The organism is Mycobacterium sp. IDR2000157661, from assembly GCF_022317005.1.
Classification (GTDB): domain Bacteria; phylum Actinomycetota; class Actinomycetes; order Mycobacteriales; family Mycobacteriaceae; genus Mycobacterium.
The window spans coordinates 2,257,096-2,279,372 of record NZ_CP081006.1; the positions used below are offsets into that span (position 1 = coordinate 2,257,096).

Annotated in this window: 19 protein-coding genes; 13 read left to right on the forward strand and 6 right to left on the reverse strand. The window is 66.4% G+C overall.

Annotation, left to right across the window (positions count from 1 at the left end):
• Window positions 1–122 precede the first annotated feature (122 nt).
• Window positions 123–1,244, reverse strand: a complete 1,122-nt coding sequence (locus K3G64_RS12050; RefSeq protein ID WP_238950079.1) for an XdhC family protein — start codon at window positions 1,242–1,244, stop codon at window positions 123–125.
• Between the two features lie 106 nt (window positions 1,245–1,350).
• On the opposite strand from K3G64_RS12050, the gene K3G64_RS12055 reads away from it, so the two are divergent.
• The 4 genes from K3G64_RS12055 to K3G64_RS12070 all read left to right on the forward strand — a co-directional run bounded on the left by K3G64_RS12055 (window position 1,351) and on the right by K3G64_RS12070 (window position 5,910).
• On the forward strand, window positions 1,351–2,250 hold the full coding sequence (locus K3G64_RS12055) for an alpha/beta fold hydrolase (RefSeq protein WP_238950080.1): 900 nt from the start codon (window positions 1,351–1,353) through the stop codon (window positions 2,248–2,250).
• Between the two features lie 4 nt (window positions 2,251–2,254).
• Window positions 2,255–3,697, forward strand: a complete 1,443-nt coding sequence (locus tag K3G64_RS12060; protein WP_238950082.1) for a WS/DGAT/MGAT family O-acyltransferase — start codon at window positions 2,255–2,257, stop codon at window positions 3,695–3,697.
• 32 nt (window positions 3,698–3,729) lie between these two features.
• Window positions 3,730–4,398, forward strand: a complete 669-nt coding sequence (locus K3G64_RS12065; protein WP_370647144.1) for a M15 family metallopeptidase — start codon at window positions 3,730–3,732, stop codon at window positions 4,396–4,398.
• Window positions 4,399–4,593: 195 nt separating this feature from the next.
• A complete protein-coding gene (locus tag K3G64_RS12070; protein WP_238950084.1) occupies window positions 4,594–5,910 on the forward strand; it encodes a spinster family MFS transporter in 1,317 nt (438 codons plus the stop codon).
• On the opposite strand, the gene K3G64_RS12075 is transcribed toward K3G64_RS12070, so the two are convergent.
• Both K3G64_RS12075 and K3G64_RS12080 read right to left on the reverse strand, forming a co-directional pair.
• Complete coding sequence (locus K3G64_RS12075) at window positions 5,872–7,548, reverse strand: alpha-amylase family protein (protein ID WP_238950085.1); 1,677 nt, start codon at window positions 7,546–7,548, stop codon at window positions 5,872–5,874. The genes K3G64_RS12070 and K3G64_RS12075 overlap by 39 nt on opposite strands.
• Entirely contained in the window at window positions 7,545–8,519 is a 975-nt protein-coding gene (locus K3G64_RS12080) for a TIGR03885 family FMN-dependent LLM class oxidoreductase (RefSeq protein ID WP_238950087.1), read from the reverse strand. Before K3G64_RS12080 ends, K3G64_RS12075 begins: the two co-directional genes overlap by 4 nt.
• Window positions 8,520–8,593: 74 nt before the next feature.
• On the opposite strand from K3G64_RS12080, the gene K3G64_RS12085 reads away from it, so the two are divergent.
• The 4 genes from K3G64_RS12085 (at window position 8,594) to K3G64_RS12100 (ending at window position 12,720) form a co-directional block, all read left to right on the forward strand.
• Window positions 8,594–9,601, forward strand: coding sequence for an NADP-dependent oxidoreductase (locus K3G64_RS12085; RefSeq protein WP_370647189.1), 1,008 nt, complete (start codon window positions 8,594–8,596; stop codon window positions 9,599–9,601).
• Between the two features lie 91 nt (window positions 9,602–9,692).
• A complete protein-coding gene (locus K3G64_RS12090; RefSeq protein ID WP_238950090.1) occupies window positions 9,693–10,457 on the forward strand; it encodes a cutinase family protein in 765 nt (254 codons plus the stop codon).
• 160 nt (window positions 10,458–10,617) lie between these two features.
• Entirely contained in the window at window positions 10,618–11,163 is a 546-nt protein-coding gene (locus tag K3G64_RS12095) for a hypothetical protein (RefSeq protein ID WP_238950092.1), read from the forward strand.
• 138 nt (window positions 11,164–11,301) lie between these two features.
• Complete coding sequence (locus K3G64_RS12100; protein WP_238950093.1) at window positions 11,302–12,720, forward strand: PepSY-associated TM helix domain-containing protein; 1,419 nt, start codon at window positions 11,302–11,304, stop codon at window positions 12,718–12,720.
• 59 nt (window positions 12,721–12,779) lie between these two features.
• Here the strand turns inward: K3G64_RS12100 and K3G64_RS12105 are convergent, their stop codons facing one another.
• The gene (locus K3G64_RS12105) at window positions 12,780–14,717 is read right to left on the reverse strand and encodes a right-handed parallel beta-helix repeat-containing protein (RefSeq protein WP_238950094.1); all 1,938 of its coding nucleotides are present in this window, start codon (window positions 14,715–14,717) and stop codon (window positions 12,780–12,782) included.
• A 476-nt stretch (window positions 14,718–15,193) separates the two neighbouring features.
• Here K3G64_RS12105 and K3G64_RS12110 point away from each other — a divergent pair, with 476 nt between their 5' ends.
• The 3 genes from K3G64_RS12110 (at window position 15,194) to K3G64_RS12120 (ending at window position 19,882) form a co-directional block, all read left to right on the forward strand.
• A complete protein-coding gene (locus tag K3G64_RS12110) occupies window positions 15,194–15,991 on the forward strand; it encodes an SGNH/GDSL hydrolase family protein (protein ID WP_238950095.1) in 798 nt (265 codons plus the stop codon).
• A 93-nt stretch (window positions 15,992–16,084) separates the two neighbouring features.
• Window positions 16,085–18,022 carry a glycosyltransferase gene (locus K3G64_RS12115; protein ID WP_238950096.1) on the forward strand — a complete coding sequence of 646 codons (1,938 nt, stop codon included), beginning with the start codon at window positions 16,085–16,087 and terminating at the stop codon, window positions 18,020–18,022.
• Window positions 18,023–18,166: 144 nt separating this feature from the next.
• On the forward strand, window positions 18,167–19,882 hold the full coding sequence (locus tag K3G64_RS12120) for a glycosyltransferase (protein WP_238950097.1): 1,716 nt from the start codon (window positions 18,167–18,169) through the stop codon (window positions 19,880–19,882).
• Window positions 19,883–20,281: 399 nt separating this feature from the next.
• Here the strand turns inward: K3G64_RS12120 and K3G64_RS12125 are convergent, their stop codons facing one another.
• On the reverse strand, window positions 20,282–20,698 hold the full coding sequence (locus K3G64_RS12125; protein WP_238950098.1) for a DUF5313 domain-containing protein: 417 nt from the start codon (window positions 20,696–20,698) through the stop codon (window positions 20,282–20,284).
• A gap of 17 nt (window positions 20,699–20,715) precedes the next feature.
• Window positions 20,716–21,204, reverse strand: coding sequence for a MarR family winged helix-turn-helix transcriptional regulator (locus K3G64_RS12130; RefSeq protein ID WP_238950099.1), 489 nt, complete (start codon window positions 21,202–21,204; stop codon window positions 20,716–20,718).
• A 95-nt stretch (window positions 21,205–21,299) separates the two neighbouring features.
• On the opposite strand from K3G64_RS12130, the gene K3G64_RS12135 reads away from it, so the two are divergent.
• Both K3G64_RS12135 and K3G64_RS12140 read left to right on the forward strand, forming a co-directional pair.
• Window positions 21,300–21,461 (forward strand): hypothetical protein, encoded by a 162-nt coding sequence (locus K3G64_RS12135; RefSeq protein WP_238950100.1) that lies wholly within the window; start codon window positions 21,300–21,302, stop codon window positions 21,459–21,461.
• A 51-nt stretch (window positions 21,462–21,512) separates the two neighbouring features.
• Window positions 21,513–22,244 carry a ZIP family metal transporter gene (locus tag K3G64_RS12140; protein WP_238950101.1) on the forward strand — a complete coding sequence of 244 codons (732 nt, stop codon included), beginning with the start codon at window positions 21,513–21,515 and terminating at the stop codon, window positions 22,242–22,244.
• The last annotated feature ends 33 nt before the right edge of the window (window positions 22,245–22,277 follow it).

A 22,277-nucleotide genomic window follows, 5' to 3' on the forward strand; every position in this document is an offset into this window, starting at 1 on the left:
GAACGAGCCGTCTGAAGAGTGACGTTATCGTATTCGAGAGCGACATTTCCATAGGTGTTGTCTCAGTTCTCTCTGCTCTTCGCGCAAGCGCTCATCGGTCTCTCTGCTCTTCGCGCAAGCGCTCATCGGTCGTCGTGGTGGATGCGGCCGGCCGTTTCGGTCAGCGGCCGCCCGCCCCCGCCCCACCTGCGGGCGATGATCTCCGCGGCGATCGACACCGCGGTCTCCTCGGGCGTGCGCGCGCCGAGGTCGAGTCCGATCGGGCTGGCGAGGCGCGACAGTTCGGCGTCGGTCACCCCCGACTCGCGCAACCGCACCAACCGGTCCTCGTGAGTGCGCCGCGAGCCCATCACCCCGATGTAGCCGACGTCGCAGCGCAGCGCCACCTGCAGCACGGGCACGTCGAACTTGGGGTCGTGGGTGAGCACGCAGATCGCCGTACGCGAATCGATCAGGCCCTGCGCGGCCTGCTCGGCGAGGTAGCGATCCGGCCACATGACGACGACGTCCTCGGCGCCGGGAAAGCGGGCCGGCGTCGCGAACAGCGGACGGGCGTCGCAGACGGTCACCCGGTAGCCGAGCAGCGCAGCCTGCTGCGTCAGCGCGCTTGCGAAGTCGATGGCGCCGAACACGAGCATCCGCGGGCGCGGCGCATGGCTGGCGACGAACACCTCCATGCCGGATTCCTGGCGCTGCCCGTCCGGCCCGTAGGACAGCACCGCGGTGCGGCCGGCGGCGAGCAGGCCGCGGGCGTCGTCGGTGACCGCGGCGTCCGAGCGCGCCGAGCCCAGCGATCCGTTGACCGAACGGGGCCCGAGCACCAGGCGGGCGCCCACCCGCCGCGGGTCGGGGTGCGCGATCACGGTCGCGACGGCCGTCGGCCGGTGCGCGGCGATGTCGTCGGCGACCGCCTCCAGTTGCGGGAAGGTGTCGCGCGACATCGGCTCGGCGAAGATGTCGATGATGCCGCCGCAGGTGAGTCCGACCGCGAACGCGTCGTCGTCGCTGACGCCGTAGCGCTGCAGTGCCGGACGGCCCGAGGTGACCACCTCGCCCGCCAGTTCGTAGACCGCCGCCTCGACGCACCCTCCCGAGACCGAGCCTGCGACCGTGCCGTCGGGCGACACCACCATCGTCGCGCCCGGCCGACGGGGCGCCGAGCGCATGGTGCGCACGACGGTGGCCACACCGGCGGTGCCGCCGGCCCGCCACACAGACAGCAACTCGTCGAGCACGTCGCGCACGTTGGCAGTGTATGCCCGCCCCGCTGTGCAGGTGCTCAGCGGGAATCGGCGCGGATACGCCACGCGGTGCGGTGTTGACGTTATCGTGGGAGATATCGCTTGGATTGTGCCGAAACAGCTGACCATCCCGCGGCTTCCGTCGTTGCCCGCGGTGGCGCCGGTCGCCGACCTCCCGGACGGTCGGGTGGTGGAACTGCCCGGGCGCGGCACCACTTTCGTCGTCGACTCGGGCCCGCACGACGGCCCGACGTTCGTGTTGCTGCACTCGGTGGCGTGCACTGGCGTGATGACCTGGTATCCCGCGCTGGCCCGCCTGCAGGAGTACGGCCGCGTCATCGTCTTCGATCAGCGCGGACACGGTCAGGGCATCGACACGCCGCGCTTTCTTCTCGAGGACTGCGCCGACGACGTCGCAGCCCTTGCCGACCTGCTGAACGTCGACACCTTCGTGCCCGTGGGTTACTCGATGGGGTCGCTGATCGCCCAGTTAGTGTGGAAGCGGCACCGCGACCGGGTCGACGGCTTGGTGCTCTGCGCCGCGGCGGCGGCGATCAATCGCGCCAGCTATCAGCGGGTGGCGACCGGTGTGTTCGCGGCGCTGATGGAGTCGGTGAGCCCCCCGGCCCGCCGGCTCGCGCCCCCGGCCGCGGTGGCGTCCGGCTGGCTGCGCGATCACCAGTGGATCCTCGGGCAGGTGCGCAGCACGTCACCCGGCGCGATCACCCGGGCCGTTGCGGAGGTCATCCGCTTCGACTCCTCGACATGGGTCCACGAGATCGATGTGCCGACCACGGTGCTGGTGACGACGCGCGACCGTGCCTTCGGTGTGCAGCGGCAACGCTGGCTGGCGAGTCGGATACGCGACGCCGAGACCGTGGAAGTCGAGGCGGGCCACGCCGGTTGCACGTTCGCCTCCGACCGGTTCGTCGCCGGTCTCGCCTCGGCGGTGGAGTCGGTGCACAACCGCCTCCCGTCGCGTGACCGGTACAGGAGCGCGGAGGGCTAGCGGCGTGAAGCGACTCAGCGGCTGGGATTCACTGCTGCTGTGCAGCGAGACGGACAACGTGCATCAGCACACGCTCAAGGTCGCCGTTGTCGACACCGCCGAGTTCGAGGGCGAGCCCACCTTCGACGCGTTCCTCGAGAAGTTCCGGTCACGGCTGTCTGCTCTCGATCCGCTGCGCTACCAACTGGTCGACGTCCCGCTGCACCTGCACCGGCCGGTGTGGCGGGAGGACGCCGACATCGACTTCGACTATCACGTGCGCCGGGTGACGGTTCCGCCACCCGGTGGACGGCTGGGCCTCGACGCTTTGATCGGCGAGATCGCCGGCACGCCGCTGGACCGCCGCAAGCCGCTCTGGGAGCTCTATTACGCCGAGGACGTCGCCGAGAACCGGGTGGCGGTGATCGGCAAGGTGCATCATGCGCTCGCCGACGGGGTCGCATCGGCCAACCTGATGGCGCGGGCGATGGAATGGCCGGGCGCAGGCCCCGATTCGTCGACCCGGCGGGAACCACCCGAAGCAGTCACCGCGGCAGACCTTCTGGTATTCGCCGGCCGCGACCACCTTCGACGGCTCGCGGGTTTGCCCGCCGCCGTCCGCGATGGGGTCCGCGGCGCGTATCGGCTGCAGCGGCGCGCGCGCCAACGCCGCCGTCATCCCCAACTGGCCGAGCGGTTCAAGCCGCCGCCCACGTTCCTGAACCGAAGGATCTCGCCGGGGCGGGCGTTCGCCACCGCGACACTGTCGCTCGACGAGGTCAAGGCGACGAGCAGGCACCTCGAGGTCACGGTCAACGACATGGTGCTCGCGATCGCAGCGGGCGGCCTGCGCTCGCTGCAGGCCAGGTACGACGGGCAGGCCGACGCCGCTCTCATCGCGTCGGTGCCCGCGGCGACCGACACCTCACCGGACCGGATCGCAGGCAACGAGCTGAGCACCATGCTGGTGTCGCTGCCCGTGCAGATCGCCGACCCGCTGGACCGGATCCGGCTGATCCGAACGGCCACGCGCATCGCCAAGGAGGACAACGAACTGCTCGGACCGGCGACGGTGAGCACCTGGCTGCAGTACGTGCCGCCGGCGGCGGTGCGGGCGACGTTCCGGTGGACGTCGCAGCGGCAGGCGCCGAACCAGTTGTTCAACCTGATCGTGTCCAACGTGCCGGGCCCGCGCGACCGGGGCCGCATCGCCGGCGCGGTGGTCACGGAGATCTATTCGGTGGGACCGCTGGCGGCCGGGTCCGCGATGAACGTGACTGTGTGGAGCTATGTCGACCAACTCAACATTTCGGTGCTCTGCGACGACCGGGCGTTGAAGGATGTGCACGAAGCCACCGCGGCGTTCGTCGACGCGTTCGTCGAGATCCGCCGCGCGGCCGGCCTCGGCGAGACCAGCACCACCGTGTCCACCGCGTTGCCGCAGGCGATCAGTGAGCGGGCTGATTAGCCTGGGTGACTACTCACGCATAAGGAACGCAGATGCGCAACGTAATGGCCACCCTGCTGGTCGGCGCGGCGGTGGCCTGGTCCGCCTGGTCGGCCTCGGCATCGCCGGACCGACCGGTGCCGCCGGTGCCGCCGGTGTCTGGGGCCGCCGCCGCGGCTGGTCTGATCGATGTGCGCACCGTCGTGCCCGACGCGATCGTGGACCTGCGCTACGCCACTGCGAACAACTTCGTCGGCGAGCAGATGTACCCGGCCGACGCCCGCTGCCTGGTTCACCAGTCCATCGGCCCAGGGCTGGCCGCTGCCGCAGAGGCGCTGCGCACGGGCGGCGAGGTGCTGGTCTTCTGGGACTGCTACCGCCCCCGCGACGTACAGGTGCGGATGTATGACGCGGTGCCCGAGCCGGGCTGGGTGTCGCACCCGACCGCCTATGCACGCAGCCACGAGGCGGGCCTCTCCGTGGACGTGACATTGGCCCGCGGTGGTGCCCTGGTGGACATGGGCACCCGGTTCGACGAGTTCGTTCCCCGCGCCAACGCCTATGCCACCGACGGCGTCAGCGCCACCGTGCAGGCTAACCGGGCCCGGCTGCGGGACGCGCTGGCCAGGGGCGGCCTTCGGGTTTACCAGGGGGAATGGTGGCACTTCGACGCACCGGACGCCTACGCCGACCACCCGATTCTCGACGCGCCGGTCAATTAGACCGGCGTCAGGCCGCGGTGGGGTCGCACAGGGCTGAGCAGTAGGCGCACAGGCTCGGCCCGAGCGTGGGATAGCCGCAACCGCCGCAGACCGCGACCGCAGGGGCCTCATGTGCTTCGAGCATGACGGATATTTACCCACTCGTGACGAAATCAATCCCGGATCTATACATCTTTGCGAAGCTGTCCACTCGACATGGCTACCGCACTGGATCCGCTGACCGACGGCACCCACACCTCACGACGGGCCTGGACGGCCGTCGCCCTGCTCGCGATCGTCGGCACCCTCAATTACGCCGACCGGTTCCTGCCGGCCGTCCTGGCCGAGCCGATCAAGAATGATCTTGTCCTGTCCGACACGGCGATCGGCGTGATCAACGGCTTCGGGTTTCTGGCCGTGTACGCGGTGTTGGGTTTGTTCATCGCGCGAATCTCCGACCGCGGCGCGTTCGGCCTGGTGGTCTCGACGTGCCTGACGCTGTGGGGCGCGATGACGATGCTCGGTGGCGCCGTGCAGTCGGGCTTTCAGCTTGCGCTGACCCGCGTCGGCGTCGCCGTGGGCGAGGCAGGCAGCACACCGGCGGCGCACGCTTACGTGGCCCGCAACTTCGTGCCCGAGCGTCGCGCCGCTCCGCTGGCCGTCATCACCCTGTCGATCCCACTGGCCAGCGCCGCCAGCCTCATCGGCGGCGGGCTGCTCGCCGAATCGCTGGGGTGGCGAACGACTTTCGTTGTCATGGGCGCCATCAGCATCCTGTTCGCCCCTGTGGTGCTCGTGGTGCTGGGTCGCAGGCAGTCGATGCCCACAGGGCAGTCGGTGCCCGCCGCGACCGCCGCTGTGCACGGCGCCAAAGTGTGGGATCTGTTGCGCAAGCCGAGCTTCGTGATCATCGTCGTGGGCGCGGCCTGCGTCTCGGTGGCGGGTTACTCGCTGACGACGTTCGCCCCCGCCTACCTGATCCGCACCCGCGGCATGGAACTCGGCGAAGTCGGTGTCCAGTACGGGCTGGCCAGCGGACTGACGGGCATCCTCGGTCTGCTGGTCGTCGGCCGCATCGCCGACCGGCTGTCGGCCCGCGATCCGCGGTGGCTGCTCTGGCTGGTGGCGGCGATGACGACGGCCATGCTCCCGTTCTCGGCGCTGGCCTTCGTCGTCGACAGCCGGACGTTGAGCGTCTGGTTCATCTCGTTGAGCTACGTGGTGGGCACCGCGTACATGGCGCCGTCGATAGCGGCGATCCAGCGACTTGCCCGTGCCGAACAGCGCGCCACCGCTTCGGCGATCTTCCTGTTCTTCAGCGCGATCGTGGGATCGGCCGGTCCGTTCCTGACCGGTGTCCTGAGCGATGCGCTCACAGACGACATGGGTGCGATGTCGCTGGCACGGGCGCTGCTGATCGTCCCGCTGTTCCAGATCGGCGCGGTCGCCTGCTACCTGTTGGCGAGCCGACGGTTCGTTCGCGAATTGGTCGACTCAGATGATCGGCGGGTCGTCGGGGCGCAGCAGCCGTAACCACTTGTAACCGTAGGGCTCCAGGCCGATCTCGACCCGGCCCTTGTCGTCGAGCTCGTGCTCGGACAGTCCATCGAGCAGGTCGACCAGCCGGCATCCCGGCGCTTCGTCGAGCTGAATCGGCACGAGGCAACCTTCTGCCCCGAAGTTGTGCAGTGCCACCATCGCCCAGCCCGGTTGCTCCCGGCAGACGTGGGCGAGCACAGCGGGATTGGGTTGGGTCAGGATGTGCGGGCTCGCCCAGCCGATCTCGGGTTGTGAGCGGTAGGTGTAGACGAGGTCGCGGATGAACCACCAGAACGACTGGTGGTCCTGGCGCTGCTGGGCGGCGTTCACCCGGTCGGGGCCGTACATGCCGTCCGGGAGTGGCCGGGGTAGCTGACGCTTCGTCGCCCCGGAGAAGCCGCCGTTGGGCCCGCTCGTCCACTGCATCGGCGTGCGGACGGCGAATCGTCCTGCGACATCGAGGTTCTCGGCCATCCCGATCTCCTCGCCGTAGAAGAGCACCGGGGTGCCCGGTAGCGAGAACATCAGCGAGTAGACCATCCGCATGCGCCGCTCGTCGCCGCCGAGCATGGCGGGCAGTCGCCTGCGCAGGCCGCGCCCGTAAAGCTGCATGTCGGGGTCCGGCCCGAAGGCGTCGAAGATCTCCTGCCGCTCCTCGTCGCTCAGCTTGTCGAGCGTCAACTCGTCGTGGTTACGCACGAAGTTGGCCCATTGGCTGGTGATGTCGAGCGTCGGTCGTTGCTCGAGCGCATCGGCGAGCGGAGCGGCTTCACCGCGGGCCAGCGCCAGGTAGAGGTGCTGCATTCCGATGAAGTCGAACTGCATGTTGAGCCCGTCGCCGTCGGGCCCACCGAAGAAGGTCTTCTGGTCCTCGTAGGGCACGTTGACCTCGCCGAGCAGCACCGCGTCGCCGACCCGGCGGGTGACGAAATTGCGCACATCGCCGAGGTATTCGTAGGGGTCGAAGGCACCGGGATCGCCGGGCGCGCCGTCGCGGGCGAACAGGAACGGCACGGCGTCGATCCGGAAGCCGGACACCCCCAGTTCGAGCCAGAAGCCGAGCACCCGTGAGATCTCCTCTTGGACAACCGGGTTGGCGATGTTGAGGTCGGGCTGGTGTTTGAGGAAGTGGTGCAGATACCACTCGCCGGTCTTGGGGTCGCGCTCCCAGAGGCTGTCCTCCTGGTCGGGGAAGACCACGTCGGCCGGGCTGGACTTGGGCTTCGTCGCGCTCCACACGTAGTAGTCGCGGTACGGATCGTCGGTGCTGCGGCGCGCCGACTTGAACCAGGGATGGCGGTCGGAGGTGTGGTTCATGACGAAGTCGACGATCACCCGCAGACCCGTCGACCTGGCGGTACGCACGAGTTCGACGAAGTCGCCCAGAGTGCCCAGGCGTGGATCCACGCCGAAGAAATCGGTGATGTCATAACCGTCGTCGACGCGGGCGGTCGGGTAGAACGGCATGAGCCACAGACACGTCACGCCGAGGTCGAACAGGTACTCGATGCGCTCGGTCATGCCGCGGATGTCCCCGCAACCGTCACCGTTCCAGTCGTAGAAGGTCTCGATGTCGGCGCAGTAGAAGACGGCGTTCTTCCACCACAGGTCGCCGGTCTCGATCTTCCTCATGCCGTAACCTTGCGCGGATTCAGTTGCGGCAGCACCCGTTCGCCGAACATGTCGATGAACGCCGACTGCTGCTGCCCGACGAAATGCAGGTACACCTCGTCCCACCCCTGCTCGAGATCCTGCTGCAGCCACTCGGCCTGCCTGCCGGGATCGCTCGAGACGCGCACCGCCTGCCGGACATGTTCGGGGGAGACCTTTTCACCGACCACGTCGAACGCCTCGACGGTCTCGATGTCCCAGCAGACCGGCGGGTCGAACACGTTGGTGCGCCACTGATGGTGGGCGATCGCCAGGGCCTCACCGTCGGTCGGTGCCCAGCTCAGATGCACCTGCAGACGTGCGGGCCCGCGTCCGCCGGCATCCCGGTACGCGTCGAGGACCTTCTGCAGCGCGTCTCGGGACTGGTTCACGGTGACCAGGCCGTCCGCCCACGCTGCATGCCGCCCCGCGGTCTCCGGCGTGACGGCCGGCCCGACGAGGTCGGGAACCGTTTCGGGAAGCGTCCACAGCCGGGCCCGGTTGACCTGAACCAGGCCCTGGTGGTTGACCTCTTCGCCGCGTAGCAGTCGGCGGATGACGTCGACGCACTCGATGAGCCGCTGGTCGCGCACGTCCTTGCGCGGCCATTCGGCGCCGGTGATGCGTTCGTTGGAGGCTTCGCCCGACCCGAGCGCCGCCCAGATCCGGCCCGGGAACATCTGTGCCAGCGTCGCGATCGCCTGGGCGATGATGGCCGGGTGGTAGCGCTGCCCCGGCGCGTTCACGACGCCGAACGGCAATTCGGTCGTCGCGAGCGCGGCGCCCAGGAAGGACCAGGCGAAGCCGGATTCCCCCTGGCGCACACTCCAGGGGCTGAAGTGATCCGACGACATGGCGGCGGTGAAACCGGCCTCCTCGGCATGTCGCACGTCGCGGAGCAACTGGGCGGGGTTGATCTGCTCGTGCGAGCAGTGGAAACCGATGACCGTCATGGGCGAGCGGATACCCGTTCTTCACGACTCTTACGTCGACGTCAACGGGTAGGTTGCGCAACGTGGCCGAGTTGATGAACCGCCAGATCGTGTTGCGCCGCCGACCTACCGGGCTGGTGGCGCCCGGGGACACCGAACTCGTCACCGCCCCCGCACCGGAGCCGGCCGAGGGGGAGGCGTTGGTGCGCACCACGTATGTGGGCATCGATGCGGCCGCGCGTACCTGGCTCAACGACCAGCCGGGCTACCTGCCGCCCGTCGGGATCGGCGAGGTCATCAGGGCGGCCGGCATCGGCGAGGTGGTGGCGTCGCGGTGCGACGCCTACGACGTCGGAGATGTGGTCACCACACTCACCGGGTTTCAGGAGTACGTGATCAGTCGCGACGACATCTTCACCACACCGGTTCCCGGGCCGGACGTGGATCAGCTCGCGGTGATGTCGGTGTACGGGCCGACGGGCGCGACGGCGTATTTCGGGATGATGGACATCGGCAAGCCGAAGGCCGGCGAGACGGTGGTGGTGTCGGCGGCCGCAGGCGCCACCGGATCGGTGGCCGGACAGATCGCCAAGATCGCCGGCGCCCGGGTCGTCGGCATTGCGGGCGGCCCGCAGAAGTGCCGAGCCGTCGTGGAGGACTTCGGGTTTGACGCGTGCATCGACTACCGCGAGGACGATCTGCCCAGGGCGCTCAAGCACCACTGCCCCAGGGGCGTCGACGTCTACTTCGACAACGTGGGCGGCGTGATCCTCGACACGGTGCTGGGCCGTCTGGCACACAACGCCAGGGTGGTGCTGTGCGGAGTCATCTCGAGTTACCTCACCGGTGAACATCCCGGTCCCGCCAACTACGTCAACCTGCTCGCGAAGACGGCGCGGATGCAGGGCTTCAACGCGCTCAACGAGTGGGGCCGGTTCGACGAGGCGTTCGGTCCGCTGCGGCAGTGGGCCGCCGAAGGCAGGCTCGTTCATCGGGAAACCATCTACGACGGCATCGAGTCGTGTGTCGAGGCGATGAACGGCCTCTTCACGGGGGCCAACATCGGAAAGATGCTGGTCAAGATCAGCGAACCGCGCGATTGAGTGGAACTCGCGCGATTCGCGCGGCACTTCGGCGGGTATTGGAGCGGTGCGGCGGCGGTCGCCGCACCCGCAGAACCGTAGGAGTCCGCAGATGAGCTCGTCTCGAATCGCTCGATCGGTCGGCGCAGCGACGCTGTCCGCCGCCGCGTTGATGGCCGCGCCCGTTCCTCATGCCGCGGCCCAGCCGCCCCCACCCGCCTGCCCCGACGTTCAGGTGGTGTTCGCGCGTGGCACCGGGGAAGCAATCGGTGTGGGCGGAGTCGGACAGCTGTTCGTCGACGCGCTCCGTGCACAGGCCGCGCCGCGTTCGGTCGACGTGTACCCGGTCAACTACCCGGCCGCTGACAACTTCGGTGACCGCATCGAGTTCGCCCGGACGGTGGTCGACGGCATCCGCGATGCCGGAACGAAGCTGGAGGCCACCGCCGCGGCCTGCCCCGACACCGACATCGTGCTCGGCGGATTCTCCCAAGGTGCGGCTCTCGCGGGTTATGTCACCTCCGCCGAGATACCACCGGCAGTTCCCGGTGAACTCCGTGGCTTCGTCCCCAATCCACTGCCGATCGACGTGGCTGACCATGTCGCCGCGGTCGTGCTGTTCGGAACTCCGTCGGCTCAATTGCTTGCCGACAACGGCGCTCCGCCGGTCGTCATCGGACCGGCTTATGCGGGCAAGACGCTGCAACTTTGCGCGGAGGGCGACTCCGTCTGCAACGGCGCTCCTCCGGTACCCAATATCGCGCACGTGTCGTACGGCTTCAACGGGATGACCGACGAAGGAGCGGCGTACGCGGTCGCTCGCCTGGATCCGGCACCCGCTGCTGTCCCGGCGATGCCCATGGCGTCCGCACCCTGATCTGATCAGCGCGCGGAGGTCGGTCAAGGCGCAGCATCGACCGCTACATCGACCTGTCCACGTGTCGGCCGGACGAGGTTCGTCAGTGAGAAACCCGGCGCAGCGCAGACCGAACGGGTGATACTCGGTCTCCAGCAGCCACGGCGGTAAGGTTCGCCCGGTGAGCACGCCGAGATCCCGCGCACAGTGGCTGCGCGGCGGGCTGGTCGGCGCTTGTTCGGCCGTCGTCACCGCCGGTGCTCACACGTCCGCCGGAGCCGATCTCCCCGGGGGCGCCGCGCTCACCCTGGCTCTGCTGGTCTGCGCCACCTTCGGCGCGGTGCTCGCGCGCATCCGGCTCGACGGCCGGTACGCGCGGATGTTCGGTGTGGTCGGGGCGCTGAGCCTGGCGCAGGTGCTGGGCCACCTGACATTCGTGATCGCGGGTGGCCACCACCACGCCGATCCGTTCGGGCTCACGGGTTCGATGATGGTCGCCCACGTGGCGGCCGCCCTCGCGCTCGGTGTCGCGATCTCGGCGGCCGAATACCTGTACGTCGTCTGCTCATCGGTGCTGCACTGGCTGCGGGTGTTCGCCGCGCTCGTCATTCGACCGCAGTCGCGCAGCACCCGTTTCGTTCTCAGAACCGTAGTGGCCGAACCGGTTCTGCTGAATTCCGGGCTCGGCATGCGCGCCCCGCCGGGGCGGATCGCGACGGCGCGCTAGCCGTCTCATAGCTCATTGTCGGCGGTCTGCCAGGACCGTGGACTGCTGCGTTCGGCAGCGACATGCGTACCTTCACATCAACTTCCGGCCCGCCGAGGTCAACCTCGCGAGCCGCCGGCTCCGAAAGCTCTCCGTGTCATGACAACGAAATACGATTCGTCGCCACCGCAACGGCCGGGCGGACTGCGCCCGCTGCTGTTGCGCCTGCACTTCTACGCGGGCGTGTTCATCGGCCCCTTCATCCTGATCGCCGCCGTCACCGGCCTGCTGTATGCGCTGATTCCACAGATCGACAACGCGGTCTACCGGCACGAGCTCACCGTGGACCGGGTCGGCAAGCAGCGGCTGCCGTTGAGCGAACAACTCGTCGCGGTCCGAAGTGACCATCCCGAGGGGACGGTGGCGGCGATTCGTCCGCCGGATGAAGCCGACCAGACGACCCAGGTCCGACTCGCGGTCGACGACGTCCCGCCCGACTACGCGCGGACCGTGTTCGTCGACCCTTACACCGGCGAAGTCCGTGGCGCACTGACCACCTACGGGCAGTGGATGCCGCTGCGCGCATGGTTCGACGAACTGCACCGCAACCTGCATCTCGGAGCGGCGGGTCGCCATTACAGTGAGCTGGCGGCCAGTTGGTTGTGGGTCGTCGCGCTGGCGGGACTGCCCTTGTGGTACCTGCATCGTCGCGACAGGAGAAAGCTGCGGCGCATCGCGCTGCCGGACCGGGCCAAGAGGGGCCGCCGGCGCACCCTGTCCTGGCACGGTGCGGTGGGCGTATGGACCGTCGTTGCGCTGCTCGGTCTGTCGGTCACCGGCATCACCTGGTCGCGGTACGGCGGGGACACCGTGAACATGCTGCAGGAGCGGCTGAACACCGCGGCGCCTTCGGTGAACACGACGCTGGCCCAAGGCGCCGTCGATCAACCGGTCCGCGGCCATGTCCACGGCGGCAGCACCGGAAACGGTGGTGCTGACGTTTCACTCACAGGCGTGGACACGGCGCTGCGCACCGCCGTCGACGCGGGTCTGCGCGGTCCGATGTGGATGACCCCGCCCGCTGAGCCCGGCCGGGCTTGGGAGGTCGCCGAGAACAAGCGCGACTGGCCCACCCGGCGCGACGCGATCTCCGTGGACCCCGACACCGGCGCGATCACCCACCGGGTGGACTTCGCCGAGTGGCCGTCGCTGGCCAAGCTCACCGATTGGGCCATCGACGCGCACATGGGTGTGCTGTTCGGCCTCCCGAACCAAATTCTCTTGGCGCTCATCGCAATCGGTCTGATCACCGTCGTGGTGCGGGGCTACGTCATGTGGTGGCAACGGCGGCCGACGCGGGGATCGGCGTGGGCAGTGGGACGGCCGCCCGTGCGGGGCAGCATCGGCAGTCTGCATCCCGCGGCCATCACGCTGGTGCTCGTCGCCGCGGTGGCGATCGGCTGGGCGCTGCCGCTGCTCGGCCTGAGCCTGGCCGTGTTCGTCGTCGTGGACCTCGTCGTCGGCGCCACCAAGCGACGCGGAGCCGATGCCCCAGACCAGGAGAGCGCCACTGTCTAGCAGAGCGAAGGTGGTCGGATCGGAACCCGCGACGCTGCTCCGCGTGGGTTGCCGCCTGGCTACACAGCGGAGGCGGACCCGACTGGGACCGGCACACCATTGACCGTGAACCCGGTTGCGCTGTAGGTACCCGACGGTGCGTTCGTGTAGAACGGCAACGGGTACGTCGGAATCGGTTGCCAGATAGCGATGTTACGGAATTCGATATCCCTCAGCGTGCCGCCATCGGTGTAGAGGCCAACGTTCGTGTACGACGAGGCCGGCGTGTTGACGATGTTGAGATTCTCGATCGTCACGTTGGACACCGTTGTTGTGGGATTCTGCGCTACGACGGCAACTGCACCGAGTGGAAGTCCGCCGCTGTTGGTGTTGGTGAGTGTGCCGCCGTTGACGGTGACGTCGTTGACGCCCTGTGTATAGAACGGGGCGGGCTGAGAACCGATCCATACTCCAGAAAGGGCGGTGTTCGAGACGTCGATGTTGTTGAAGGTGATTCGCTCGCCACCGGTCACCACCAGGCCGCGCTGCCCTGCACCGTCGACAACCGGGTTGTTGACGACGATGTCGTGCACCGTTCCCAGCGCTGGGTATTGGTACGACACGATGGCGATGGCGTCGTCGCCGGTCCGCAATGTCGTCACGTCGTTGAGCACCCCGTTGTAGGAGCCGTTGGTGATCTGCACCCCGTCGGCCGCGGTGTCCTGCACGGTGACTCGTTCCAGGAGGAAATTGCTTGCCCCGGTGATGTACACGCCGGCGGAGGCCCCACCTGTGATCGTGACATCCCTGATCACGTTCCCGTCGCCGCCGAACACCAGACGAGTCTGGTTGGTGCCGTCGACTCGAGTCTGCCCCGTTGGTGCACTGAGGTTGACGTTCTCCAACGTGACATTGTCGGCCTGGATGACCACCGCAGCCGCGTCGGAGTTGGTGGAGTACAGCGTTGCACCGTTGCCGTTGATGACCACGTCCGACTGCCGGATGTAGAGATTGTCGCTGTAGTAGTACGTGCGCTGCTCCAACGTCAGGGTGTCACCCGGACTCAGTGCGTTGAACGCTGCCTGCAGCGCCGCGGTGTCATCCACTACCACCGCGGTGGGTTCAGCCAGTACGGCCGAAACGTCGGTGAGACTGGAGGTTTGCGCCAAGGGCGTCGGAGCCTGTTGCTGAGCCGTCCGCTCAGCTTCGCGCCGCATCCATTGCACGGACAACAGCGCTGCTGTGGACGCCGGTGACGAGGGGATGGGATGGGTTGCGTTCGGGTTGTTGTTGTACACGTTCCACTGGCCCGGCGCCATGGTGAGGGGAACGTTCGGCTGAGCTTCCGCCATCTCGGGCGGGGCGACCGACTGCGGCGCTTCCAGCGACTCGGCGTTCACCAGGTCGACGGTCGTGCTCGGCGCTTGAACAGGTGTCACCGCGGTCTCGGGTACGGCGCTCGCAGTAGCGTGGTCGGGCTCCGGCCGCTTCACAGCGTTCGCATCGGAAACCGGCCGAGAAGTCGAAGATGGTGCCGCTTGCTGCAATTCATGACTTGTGTCGCTCGAACTGTTCGGGATTTCGCTCGCGGCCCGCTGCGGTGTGCCAAGAGGGGAAGCGGCGGGCGCTGGTGCGGAGCTCTGCGCAGTCGGGGACTTCTCGGTGTCTCGGTCCGTGTCGGTCGTTGATGTGTTGTCCCGTTCGGTTCGTTGTGGTGACCGATCGTGGCGTGGCGTGTTGGGGCTACCGCCGGTAGCAGCCCGCTTTCGACTGTTCTGATCGTCAGCACCGGTGGGCTTGCCGGCATTCGTCGAAGCGCCCTGCGAGTCGCTAGGACCAGAGTTGCCGTTGTTGGCGGACGGTCCTGCGGAATTTCCTCCCCTCGAGGCGCCGCCACCCTGGCCTGACTCGGACGACGAGCCGCCGGCCGATGACGGCTTTCCACTGCTGTCATCTGCCCAGGCGACTCCGTTACCGAACGCCAATCCGATGCCGAGTGCCACGGCCAGGGCGCCCACTCGGCCGATATACAGGGAGTAATTCACAGTAGTTCCTCTCCGAAGCGGAAAATGTTCACCCCGCCGGCGCTCACCGCTGGCGGCTTGACCCAATGAACGTCATGCCGACCGCCTGACTCGCCAGATATGAATCGGACCCCGAGTCCGCGAGATAAAGAGTTAGCGACCGCCACTTCCTTACCTTTGCCACCTGAGGGGTAGCTCAAACGCCCGTCGTGACAATTTGCCGCTCTCACTGGGCGTATCGAGCATAAGCTAGGCAGCCGGAACGATTGCCGGTTGGCCGATGAGATAGCTGAAGTGTCTATCACTTATTTGCCATAACGATCCGCCGAAGCCATTCTGGCTGCTCAGCTCATTCGCTTAGTGGCTTTACCTAGTTCGTTGGGAGCCGTCCGGACGTGATCGATTTCTCGATGGGTGTCCGCCTCGGCGGTGATAGGCGCGTCGAACCGGATGTTGCATGATGGGTCACGATGTCTGCTCCCCAAATCTCTCGATTCGTTGCCATCGGCGACAGCCAGACCGAAGGTCTATGGGACGGCGACGATTCGGTCGGAATCGTCGGATACGCGGACCGGCTGGCCCAAACGATCAATCGACAGCAACCCGGGTTGCTTTACGCCAACCTTGCGGTGCGCGGGGCGATGATCCACGATGTGCTTGCCGGACAGCTAGATCATGCTCTGTCCATGGAGCCGGATCTGATCTGTGCATGTGCGGGCATGAATGATGTGCTCTGGCCGGGACGATCGTTTGATCAGGCCCTGCTTGCGGTGGACTACATGTACGAACGCCTCGCCGGTACTCCGGCGCTCGTTCTCACGACCACCTTCCCGGACATCAGGGATCGGTTCCCGACTGCGCGGATACAGAGTCGGCGAGTCGCGCGACTGAATGCGCATATCCGTGCGGCAGCGCGACGCTACGGATTTGCCTTGGTCGAACTGGACACCGCGCCGTCGATGCGGCTGCCGGACACCTGGAGTCCTGATCGCATGCACGGTTCGCCGACGGGACACGCCCGCTTCGCCGCGGCGGCGGCCGAGGCGCTCGGCCTGCCCGGAAGCAACCATGACTGGGCGCACGCCGATCAGGGCGTCGACGAGCACGTCTTCGGCACCGCACCGCTGACACAACTGTTCCTGGGTCATCTGGTCCTTGTGCCGGCACTGACGGTCGCGGGACCGGTGTGGCGGATGATGCGCGGTCGTCCCATCAGAGCCGCTCAGCCGAGGCCCAAACATTCGAAACTGGGCCCGGTCAACGCATGACGCATCCTTGCATCTGAGGACAGCCAACGCACTGTGCGCAGGAAGTAGCAAGGTGGGCCTTCGCTGCTACCCTGCACTGCAGATCATCAGCAGATGCGGCACCGCTTCAGGGGCAACCGCACGAGCGACGTGTGCGAGGAGGCGATCGAAGTAGGCCAGGTCAGCGGGTGGTCGCTACAAGAGGCGCTGAGCGACCACCCGGCGCCCGATGAGCTGGTGGTCGCGCGCGGACTCTTCGCTGCCCCGGGTCCGCGGGTGAGCGATGATCTGTACAGCAAGGTCACCAGCGGTCGAGTGCAACGTGAACGTCACTCCGTAGTCCTCGAGAAGGGCGCTGCGCTCAGCACGAACACATACTTCGGCTTGCTGCCAGCCAGCTACTTCCAGCGATGGACCGAGGTCACCGAGGTCCGGCTGAAACTGTCCCACCAGGCAGTCGGCCAAGGACGAATCTCCCTGTGCGCCTCCGATTTTCAGGGGAATGACCGCACCTTGGACAGTGTCCGCGTCGAGGGCTCCGGAACGGTGGTGATGGCTGCGCCTCTGGATGCCTTCCTTGACGGCGGCTCGCTCTGGATGACATGTGAAGCTCCCAATGGTTCGCTGACCGTGCAGGACATGGCGTGGACAACGTTCGCGCCACCGAGGATTCGATCGGCCGCCCTGGTCATCTGCACGTTCAACCGGCCTCAAGAGGTGATCGCGACGTTGGGCACCGTGGCCTCCGATGCCGATGTCCTCGCCGGCGTCGATGCGGTGTACATCATCGATCAGGGAGATGACCCGGTCGCTGACGTACCGGCTTTCGAGGAGATCGCCGGCGTGCTCGGGGCTAAATGCATTTACCTGCGGCAACGCAACCTCGGTGGGAGCGGCGGCTTCACCCGTGGCCTCTTTGAGGTCTCGCGCATCGCCGATCACGCCAACGTCATCCTGATGGACGACGACATCATCTGTGAACCGGAAACTGTTCTTCGTCTCAACGCCTTCGCGAATCTGACGCCTAAACCGTGCGTCGTCGGAGCCCAGATGCTGTTCACGAACAATCCGCGGTACCTCCTTGCCGGGGCCGAGATGGCTGACTTAGCCACCTTGCGCCCGGGGCGCTGGGGGGTACATGGGTTGAACCGGGCTGACGTGGTCGAGCACCGCCAAAATCGGCGGGTCGATGGCACTTATACGGGTTGGTGGACGTGTCTCATCCCCGCTGAACTGATGGCAGCGGCGGGCCTGCCGCTGCCTTTCTTCATCAAGTGGGACGACGTCGAGTACTGCCTACGGGCGCTCAAGGCGGGCTTCCCGATCGTAACGCTGCCGAATGCCGGTGTGTGGCACGCTGATTTCCACAGGAAAGACGGCGATGACTGGGTTCGCTATTTCGACATCCGGAACGCTTTGATCACCGCATCGCTGCACGACCGCGTCGACACCACCGCCACATATAAGACCCTCCGGCGGGAGATTGCGAAGTTTTTGGTGTCGATGCAGTACGGGGCGGCGCACACGGTTATCCGTGCAGTTGAGGATTTTCTGGATGGTCCCCCGATATTGGAGGACGGGGGTGTCGGGGTGATGGCTCGCATCGGCGCCGAACGCGCCCGATACCCAGAAACGGTCCTGCATCGAGCGGTGCAGATACAGGAACTGACCGCATCGGCGAATCCGAGCACGAAGCCGACTGACCACCGGAAGACGCGACTCACGTTCCTGATGGTCAAGCGGTTGATCTCTCACTTCAGCGGGCGGCTCATCTCCGGACCGGTCACCATCCCCGCCAGTGATGCGACATGGTGGCATGTGTCGCGGTTCAATCATGCGGTCGTCACCGATGCCTCGCAGGCGGGCGTACGAATCCGCAGATACGACAGGAGATCTCTGGTCCGGTTGTCTGGTCGAGCGCTTCGCGCACTTCGACGCTTCCGTGCGCAGGCGTCCTCAGCGCAGGCCGACTACCGCAGAGCGGTTGATCGGCTGAGTGGGCGGGATCACTGGGAGACAGTGTTCACCGATGGTGGTGTAGATGAGCGGTGATCCGACTTCGAACGTGAGCGCGACGTGACGCAATCGGCCGACCGGCTCATTGTGTCTCGCGGCCTCTTCGAGGGCCCGAACTTTCGAGTGCCGAGTGAGTTGTACACGCGTGGCATGCGCGGCCGGTGTCGCACGGAACGGCACATGCTCCATCTCGGACACGGCGCAGCAGCCAACACCGATACGTACTTTGGCCGGTTTCCGGCGAGTTACTTTCAACGCTGGACCACTGCTACCTCGGTGGAAATGAGATTGACGTTCGACGCCGAAGGCCCCGCGCTGCTGCTGCTTCGTGGCTCGGACTCCGGTGGTGCCAATCGGATAATCGCGAGCAGTGAGGTCACAGGAACCGGCACCACGACCATGTCGGTCCAACTCGACTCATTCGTCGATGGTGGTGCGTTGTGGATGGAGTTCCATGCCGTCGGTGGGCGGCTCACCATCAGCGACATGGCTTGGACGGTCGCTGCTCCACCTGCCATTCGTTCAGCGGCGATCGCCATCTGCACCTTCAACCGAGCGGATGAGTGCGAAGCGACACTTTCGACGATCGCCTCGGACCGCAGTCTGTGCGAGATGATTGAAGCGATATACGTGACGGACCAGGGTCGGGGGTCGACGGGCACCGAGTCACCGTTCCAGTCCGTTGCGACGACTCTGGGCGAGAAGCTGATCTATCTACGTCAGCCGAACCTCGGTGGCGCAGGCGGATTCTCACGCGGTCTGTATGAAGCGCTGAAGAGCAACGACAGCATCAATGTGATCTTGATGGACGATGACATCATGTGCGAGCCGGAAAGCTTGTTGCGGCTCAACGCCTTTGCGAACCTAACTCGCGACCCCATGATCGTCGGATCGCAGATGCTGTTCTTGAGGAACCCGCGACGTCTGTACCGCAGCGCAGAGAGCACGGACCTACCGCGACTCAGCGGCGCCGTGCATGTGCCGAATGGCCTGTTCGACGTCGACATGGTGAAGCGACGCCAGCACAAGAGAGTCGACGCGCAGTACAACGCGTGGTGGTCGTGCTTGATACCGGCTGAGGTCGTGAAGACCATCGGATTGCCGTTACCCCTGTTCCTTACCTGGGATGACATCGAATACGGTCTACGAGCGGCCGCCGCCAATTACTTCACCGTCACACTGCCCAATGCCGGCGTATGGCATGCCGAATTCCATTGGAAGGATCGCGATAACTTCGCCGGCTACTTCGGTGTGCGGAACGCGCTGATAACACACGCACTCCACCGTCCGTTCAATTCTCGCGCAACCACCAGGTGGCTGACTCGGGAGATCGCCGAATGCCTGGCTTCAATGAAGTACGGCCGCGCGTACCTGATGGTTCGCGGCATCGAGGACTTCCTGGCCGGCCCTTCGACGCTTGACGATGGGGGCGCTCAGGTCTCGCTGAAGATCAGAGAGGAGTGGTCTGCTTTTTCCGAGACCAAGGCGTACCCCGCCGCCGACGTTTCTCAACTTACCGGTACGGCGCCCCCGATCAGGCCGATGCCCCGCCAAGTAAATCTGTATCGGCTCAAGACGATGCTGGTGGTGCGGCTGTTCCAACAGTGGTTCGGGCTGACGACCCCTGGGCCGGTGGCGATTCCCGCGGTCGACAATCAATGGTGGCACGTATCCCGATTCGACTATGCCATCGTGACCGACTCTTCTCAGGGTGGTGTCCGAATTCGGCGACGGGACGCGCGGAAGCTTCGCGAACTGTCCTGGCGCGCCGTCAAAGCGCTTCGTCGCTTCCGCACCGAGGCCACGGCGGTACAGCAGCGCTATATCTCGGCTCTCCCGACGCTTGCCGGCCTGGACAATTGGGAAAGGCTATTCGCCGACGCACCGCAGGAGTGACAGGGGCGTTAGCTGATCATCATCGGCGACACATGCCGGGTCTCAATCCCTTCACGGATCGGCCTGCCGATGGGCACGTCCAATAGTGCGTTATGGTAAGAATCGGCTGACACCGTCACGTGCGGGTTCGGAATATTGGGCGTTGGTCCTTCGAGGAGGGTGGCCTCTGTGTCGGAGTCGGACTCTTTGAGAAAAGACGCGGTGGCAAGGGCGAACGACCGGATGGAGCATGCGGTCAACTGCCGCTGCAGGATCTGTCTCAGCTTTCGTGTCGAGCCTCGCCCAGGCCCGAACGTCGCCCTACTCATTGCGGTCCTCGTGAGCTTGATTCTCCTGGTCTTGTACTTGGCATGGCCGGTCTTCGACGACCTCGGCATGCTGCATTGACCTGAGGCGCGGTCAGAAGGGGCTGCTGTTCTGCTGTCTCCGTGCGTCTTCGGGACGAGGACCGAAGCGGCGGATGTAGTCCTCGTGCATCTGGGCGTCCTTCTGCCGCCTGATGACATCGACGAGGGTGGGGTCCAGGTTGTGCTGCGCCAACCGATGGCGGCGCCAGACCTTGTTGAGGGCCAATGCCATCAGCAACGCCCAGATGTAGATCGGCGCCGTCATCTCGAGACGCACGTAGAACGAGGCGGGCAACAGCCAGAAGGGGCCGAGGACGAGCAGCGGCGGTATGGCCATGCGGATCATGTGCCGACGAACGGCACCGGGTCCCGCCAGGTCGTTGGCGACCCATTCGCGCATGGACGCGGGAAGGATACGGCCGTAGCTGTAGGCGATGTACTGGATCAGGCTGGGGCGGGCGGCGGACACTGTTTCTCCTTGGGTGGTCAGTTGTCGAGTGCGCCCGCGGCCAATGCCGCGGTGTTCACGCGGGTGAGCACATCGCGAAGCACGTCGAGCTCGTCGAGACCGACGCCAAGGCGCTCGACCACGGCGGGCGGGATCTTCAGCGCACGCCGTCGCAGTTGGGTGCCCGCTCGCGTCAGCTCGACGTCGGTGGCGCGTTCGTCGATGGCATTGCGGCACCGCGTGATCAAGCCCAGCGACTCCAACCGCTTGAGCATCGGCGACAGCGTTGCCGAGTCCATCTGCAGTGCACCGGCGATGTCCTTCACCGTCATCGGTCGGTGCGACCTGTCAGATCGCTGGTGGTCCCATAGCGCGAGCATCACCAGGTACTGCGGATGCGTCAGGCCCAGCGGCTCGAGCAGGGGGCGATAGACGGCAAGTACCGCCCGGTTGGTGACCGCCAGCGCGAAACACACCTGCTGCTCCAGCGCGAGGGGGTCGATGTCGGGCGGTAGTGAGGTGGTCACTTCTCCATAGTGTGCTAACAGTTAGGGTGCGAACAATGTCGGGTGCGTCACAGGGTCGGGGTTTCGGATGCCCCCGATCCGGCGACCCTCCCTGCATGTCATCGTCCAACGACCCGTCGGTCCGACCCAAGGATGCGACCGAGGCCACCGAGGAGCAGCGCCTGATCCAGGACCGGTTGGATCACCGAAACGACGACCCCGAGGCGCCGGGAGGGCATCAGGACCGCCACGACGTCCCTGACGAGAACGGGCGTTAGCCGCCCCTCGGCGGCGTTTCGATCCAACGTGGCACGGCTATAGTTCCCGCCGTGCTGACCGCTGTCTGGTTTGGTTTGGCCGCCTCCAGTGCGCTCGTCATAGGGTCGCTCGTCGGTGCGCGGTGGACCCCACCCAAGCGGGTGACGGGGGTGCTGCTCGCCTTCGCCAGTGGAGCGCTGATCTCGGCGCTGGCCTTCGAGCTGTTCGAAGAGGCGTTCAAGATGGGCGGCGCGCTGCGGTCGGGCCTCGGCCTGCTCGCGGGAGCGGCGACGTTCGTCGCCATCGACACCACCCTGGACAGGTACATCAGCGGCAAGTCGGGCCCGCAGGCGCGTGAGGTCGTGTCCTCCGGTGCGCGCGGCGGGGTCGGCTTCGCACTGTTGGCCGCGGTGACGCTGGACGGCGTGCCGGAGAACCTTGCGCTGGGGGTGTCGCTGGTCGGAGGCGTGTCCATGTCACTGCTCGCGGCGATCTTCTTCTCCAATCTGCCCGAATCGCTGGTGGGAGCCGTCGCGATGCGCCATTCCGGCACCAGCCCGCGCGCCGTCGTGCTCACCTGGCTGATGTGTGGAGCCCTGCTGGCCGCCGCGGTTGTGGTGGGGCGCGCAGCCGTCGGCGGGCTGGACGAGCGTGCGCTCGCGCTGGCACTCTCGTTCGCCGGCGGTGCCGTACTGGCTTCGCTGGCCGACACCCTGATGCCCGAGGCCTTCGAGCACGGTCGGCCGCTCAACGCCTTCGCCACCGCGGGCGGGTTCTTCCTGTCGTTCATGCTCGCAGGCTGATCGGGGCGGTTAAAGAGGCCGAAGGATTGGATT